At 48.3% G+C, this 205-nt stretch carries 1 rRNA gene; it reads left to right on the top strand.

Annotation, left to right across the window (positions count from 1 at the left end):
* Window positions 1-205, top strand: a 23S ribosomal RNA gene (locus ACTRWF_RS19775); the annotation flags it as partial.

Here is a 205-nt window from a genome sequence, read left to right as displayed (position 1 = left end):
CGAGACGAGCTCCCAAGGGAGTGAAGTTGTTGATGCCCTGCTTCCAGGAAAAGCTTCTAAACTTATGATTATATGAACCGTACCCCAAACCGACACAGGTGGTCAGGTAGAGAATACTAAGGCGCTTGAGAGAACTCGGGTGAAGGAACTCGGCAAAATTGTACCGTAACTTCGGGAGAAGGTACGCCTCTGTTTGTGAACACTT

The sequence above is a fragment of the Alteromonas sp. G5_S2_22_S1 genome, from assembly GCF_054968525.1.
This window is presented reverse-complemented; position numbering and strand designations above follow the sequence as displayed.